Source organism: Sphingomonas bacterium (assembly GCF_903644055.1).
GTDB lineage: Bacteria > Pseudomonadota > Alphaproteobacteria > Sphingomonadales > Sphingomonadaceae > Sphingomonas_I.
Genome location: NZ_CAHJXD010000134.1, coordinates 1 through 4,863, shown reverse-complemented (window position 1 = coordinate 4,863; position 4,863 = coordinate 1). Strand labels below are relative to the sequence as shown.

General features: G+C 66.2%; 6 protein-coding genes. 2 read left to right on the top strand and 4 right to left on the bottom strand.

Going from position 1 to position 4,863, the window contains the following annotated elements; genetic code table 11:
- Positions 1 to 71: 71 nt before the first annotated feature.
- The 4 genes from HUU94_RS05865 to HUU94_RS05850 all read right to left on the bottom strand — a co-directional run bounded on the left by HUU94_RS05865 (position 72) and on the right by HUU94_RS05850 (position 2,968).
- Positions 72 to 869: a sugar phosphate isomerase/epimerase family protein gene (locus HUU94_RS05865; protein ID WP_174274165.1), complete on the bottom strand. Its 798-nt coding sequence runs from the start codon at positions 867 to 869 to the stop codon at positions 72 to 74.
- The gene (locus tag HUU94_RS05860; RefSeq protein ID WP_217429569.1) at positions 866 to 1,816 is read right to left on the bottom strand and encodes a Gfo/Idh/MocA family protein; all 951 of its coding nucleotides are present in this window, start codon (positions 1,814 to 1,816) and stop codon (positions 866 to 868) included. Before HUU94_RS05860 ends, HUU94_RS05865 begins: the two co-directional genes overlap by 4 nt.
- A 5-nt stretch (positions 1,817 to 1,821) precedes the next feature.
- Positions 1,822 to 2,052 carry a biotin/lipoyl-containing protein gene (locus HUU94_RS05855; protein ID WP_174274164.1) on the bottom strand — a complete coding sequence of 77 codons (231 nt, stop codon included), beginning with the start codon at positions 2,050 to 2,052 and terminating at the stop codon, positions 1,822 to 1,824.
- Positions 2,053 to 2,146: 94 nt separating this feature from the next.
- Positions 2,147 to 2,968: an enoyl-CoA hydratase/isomerase family protein gene (locus tag HUU94_RS05850; RefSeq protein WP_174274163.1), complete on the bottom strand. Its 822-nt coding sequence runs from the start codon at positions 2,966 to 2,968 to the stop codon at positions 2,147 to 2,149.
- A 262-nt stretch (positions 2,969 to 3,230) separates the two neighbouring features.
- On the opposite strand from HUU94_RS05850, the gene HUU94_RS05845 reads away from it, so the two are divergent.
- Entirely contained in the window at positions 3,231 to 4,412 is a 1,182-nt protein-coding gene (locus tag HUU94_RS05845; protein WP_254601995.1) for an FAS1-like dehydratase domain-containing protein, read from the top strand.
- A gap of 8 nt (positions 4,413 to 4,420) precedes the next feature.
- On the top strand, positions 4,421 to 4,863 hold a 443-nt coding region (locus tag HUU94_RS05840), incomplete at its 3' end, for an alcohol dehydrogenase catalytic domain-containing protein (protein ID WP_174274162.1).

Below are 4,863 nucleotides of genomic sequence, written 5' to 3'. Positions count from 1 at the left end.
GCTTCACGCCAAGCGAATGCTCCAATTACATCCACCACTCCGGATACGTGCAATCATGATCGAGTCTGACTCTAGATACAAAAGGCGCGGCAGGCCTGGACGAGCCGCCGCGACCCGGCCTCGGGGCCGAGCTCGTCCATCTCGTCGCTGAGCACCTCGAGTCCGATCGGCAGGTCCGGGCGGGCGGCGAGAACCCGGCGGACGATCTCCGCGAGCGGCAGCGCGCCTTCGCCCGGCAGCTTGCGGCCGCGCATCGGCACATAAGGCTGGCGATCCTGCTCCGGCGATCGATCGGCAAGCTGAAGGCCGCCGACCAGCATCGCGGTATCGGCATCGAGATCGGCGACCGTGCCGCCGCCGCGCGCGAGATGCCAGGTATCGAGCAGGATCGAGCCATTGGACGCGCCGCTCGCCCGGACCACGGCGGCGCAGGTCGGCAGATCCGGGATGCCGGTGCCGGGCAGGAATTCGATCGCCAGTTCGATCGCGCTGCCGGCCGCGAGCGCGCAGGCCTCGGCAAAGGCGGCGGCGAGCTCGTCTATCGGGGTCGGGCCACCGCCGATGTGCACCAGATTGACCAGCCGCGCCCCCAGCGCGGTGGCGAGTTCGAGGCAATGTTCCAGGGTCGGCTCTCCCGGCTTGCGGTAGAGCGGCGTACCCGGGAGCACGGTGCAAAGTCCGTCGATCGCGCTCAGCCCGATCCCCTGCTGCTCGATCGCCCTGCGCAGCGCGACAGTGCTCAGCCCCTCGCGTGCGATCTGATCGGGCGTCGCGGTGATCCAGCGGAAACCGGCGCGCGCCGCCGCCCCGGCCAGGGTAACGATCGGCGTATCCCGAAAGGTGTAGCTCCAGAGTTCGAGCTGGCTCAACCGCCGCCCGCCCGCACGCGATCCATGATCTCCGCGCAGGCGAGGCCGTCTGCGAAGCAAGGCTCGATCTGCCGACCCGCGATGATCGAGTCGCGTACGGCCGCGGCCCATGGGCGCATCGCGGGCAGGTGAGGATCACCGGCGAAAGGCTCGAAATCGATGACACGGTCCTCGCCGGAGCCGATGATGGCGATCCTGGTCGAGCCCGTCGCTTCGATCATGCCCTCGCTGCCGATGAAGATCATCCGTGGCGGCAGATTGGCTGGCGCGGCGAAGGCGGTGTCGATCAGCGCCGTGGCGCCCGATGCGAAGGTCAGGCGGGCGACGAACGCATCTTCGGCGGTGCAGTCGTGCGGGACCCCGGCGGCATCGGGCCGTCGGGCGATATCCGTGCGCGTCTCGCCGTGGGCGTCCTCGACCTCGCCCACCAGCCAGCGGAGCGCATCGAAGACGTGACTGCCGAACGCGCCGATCCAGCCGCCGCCGCGCGCCTCGTCGAACAGCCAGCCATAGGGTCTCAGCGGAACACGCGATCCCGAAGAGAAGGCTGTCCAGTGAACGTGGCGGACCGCGCCGATCACCCCATCGTCGAGTAACGCCTTCAGCGCGAGGCGAGGCGGATCGTAGCGGAACTCGAAGTTGAGGAAATGCAGCACGCCCGCCGCCGTCGCGCGATCCAGCATTCGCCGCGCCTGATCGGCGGAGGTGCCGAACGGCTTGTCGCACAACAGGTTGCGGCCATGATCGAGCGCCAGCCCGACATGATCGGCATGCAGAAAAGGCGGCGAATGGATCGAGACCAGGTCCACGTCGCCCGCGCAGGCCGCGCGTACCGCCCCGGCATCGCGGGGCGAGACGATGTCCACCGTCATGCCCGCGTCGCGGTAGCAGCCGGCGACGACGCGCGCGCCGAACCCGGTTCCGATCAGCGCGACGCGCAGCGGCAACGCGCCTACTCGATGATGCCCAGCACGGTGCCGACCTCATAGGTCTCGCCCGCCTGCTTGTGGATGCGCAACGTGCCCGATGCCGGCGAATCGATCTCGTTGGTCGATTTGTCGCTCTCGAGCGAGAAGAGCGGCTGGCCCTCGGTCGCCTGACCGCCATCCTCGACCAGCCATTCGGCAAGCTCGCCCTCGTTCATCGAGAAACCGATCTTGGGAAGCAGGATTTCCGTCGCCATCTTTCGTCCTTCGTTGCCTGAGCATTCACTCGTTGCTGCCTATCGCGCCAGTGGCCCGGCACGCAATCGGCGTTTGGCGTGATCGCGACGGCGATCAGCGCCGGGCGTTGGGATCGGGATTCCAGTTCGCCGCGCGCCGTTCGACGAACGCGCGTGGGCCTTCCTCGAAATCCGGATGACGCCAGTGGGATTTCAGCAGCTCCCACCCGAATTCCAGCGCGGCGGGATCGTGCATCTTGGCCACCGCCCAGATCGCGCGCTTGGTCAGCGCCATCGCCTGCGGCGAGTTCTGCGCCATCGCGCGCGCCAGTTCCCAGCCCCGCGCCAGCGCCGCTTCGCCGGTCGGCTCGAGCAAATCGACCATGCCGAGCTGGTAGGCGCGGGTCGCCGGCATGCGATAGCCGCGCCCGGCCAGCCCCATCAGCAGCGCGGCCCCCGGCCCCGCCCGCCGCGCGATGCCCAGCGATTCCAGCGCGGAGACCTGACCCACCGCGACATGCGTATCCATGAACTGGACCTGCTCGTGCGCAATCACGATATCGGCCTCGGCGACGAAATGCAGCCCGCCGCCGTTGCAGAGGCCATTCACGACGCAGATCACCGGCTTGGTGACGTGCATCTGCTGGGGCGTGAACAGATTGGCACGCTGATGGCTCAGATTGTTGAGGCTGCCCCGGCCGACTTCGAGCTGGGCGACCGAAGCGCCGGTGCAGAAATGGCGCGCGCCGGCACCGGTCATGATCACGACGCGGATATCGAGATCGTCGTTGACCCGCCGCCACGCCGCCTCCAGCGCGACCAGCATGTTCGGCGCCATCGCATTGCCTTCATGCGGGCGGTTCAGCGTGAGGAGTGCTACGCCGTCGGTCACCTCGAAGAGGAGGGGATCGGCTTCCTGATCGTCCTGGTCGCTCATGCGCGCCCTTCTTCCGCAACAGTGCGCGCCAACTTGCTCTCCGACATCGTCACGGGGTCCCCGGACGCTAGCCATCACTGCGCGAGACCGTCTTGATAGAGCGCGACATTCCGGGCACTCTGGCCGACAAGGTGAATGGCCTGCGACAGCCTTCCGAATGTCGTAGGCGGTCCGGATTTTGACGCCCCTCGTCAAGACGGAATCGGGCTTTGTCCACAGACGTTCGCAGGCCGATCCCTATAAGGCTGGAGTGTGATACGCCGTGAGCGATAGCGAAGATTTTATCCCCCTCGATGCATCGGATCTGGATAATTATCTGGGGCAGCCGCTGCCTGTCCATCAGTTGCGCGAGCCCGTGGCGGTCAACGATATCCGCCGCTGGGTTCAGGGAATGCACTATCCCAACCCGCTGCATTTCGATCCCGATTATGCCGCGGAAAGCCGCTGGGGGCAGATCGTCGCACCGCAGAGCTTCGTCGCCTCCACCGAGATCGCGCATGGCGTCTGGCCCGCCAACATCGGCAGGATCGAGAATTCGGCCCTGCTGTTCGGTGGGGACGAATGGTGGTTCTTCGGCCCGCAAATCCGGCCGGGCGAGCATATCAAATGCTATCCGATGCCGTTCGATTACAAGGTCACCAACACCGCCTTTGCCGGGCCCACCTGCTTCCAGCGCGGCGACACGACCTACATCAACACCTGCGGCGAGCGTGTCGCGATCCAGCGCTCCACGACGATCCGGTACAACGTCGCCAACGCCAGCAAGAAGCAGTCCTTTCAAGAGACCGAAGATCCCGAATGGACCGACGAGCAGCTCGCCGAGCTCGACGCGCGCAAGGTAAGCTTCATCGAGAGCGTGCGCGCGCTGGGGCATGACAAGCGCCTGTTCTCCAGCGTGAAGGAAGGCGACGTGCTCGTCACCAACGTGTTGGGGCCGCACAGCCTGCCATCGTTCGCCACCGAATGGCGCGCTTACCCCTTCACCACCTGGTATGGCGCGCGGCGCGATTTCTGGTCGGCCGACCAGTTCGCCGATGCCGGATATGCCGATGATTTCCAGGGCCACGAGGGCGATCCGGTGATGGAGCGCTTCAATCCTGAACTGACCGACGGCGCCTATTACGGCCCGTCGCGCGGGCATCTTCAGCCGAAATGGGCGCGTAAGATCGGCATGCCGCGCAGCTACGGCTACGGCGCGTCGATGGGCGCTTGGATGATCGACACGCTTGCCGCCTGGGCGGGCGAATGGGGCTTTGTCAGCCACGTGAAGGCGCAATATCGCAACCCCGCCTTCACCGGCGACGCGACCCTGATCGACGGTATCGTCAGCGAGGTGAAGAAGGTGGGCGGCAAGGGCATCGCGGTCGTCGCGGTGACCATGACGACGCAGACCGGGCAGGTGATGGCGAAGGCCGTCGCCGAAGTCGAACTCCCCCTCGAATAGGATACGGCATGAGCGATACTTTCCGCGCGCTGCGGATCAGCAAGACCGATGACGGCCAGACGGTCGAGACCGCACAGATCGGTCTGGACGATCTGATGGAGGGCGACGTCGTCGTCGCGGTCGAGCATTCGACGATCAACTATAAGGATGGGCTCGCCATAACCGGCAAGGGGCCGGTGGTGCGCAAATGGCCGATGATCGGCGGGATCGATCTCGCCGGGACCGTGGAAAGTTCGGAAAGCCCGCGTTTCAAGACCGGCGACAAGGTCTTGCTGAACGGTTTCGGGCTTTCTGAAACGCATTTCGGCGGCTTCGCGGACAAGGCGCGGGTCAAGTCCGAATGGCTCGTTCCGCTGCCGGCGGCCTTCACCGGCGCGCAGGCGATGGCGATCGGCACCGCCGGCTACACCGCGATGCTGTGCGTGCTCGCGCTCGAGGATTACGGCATCAC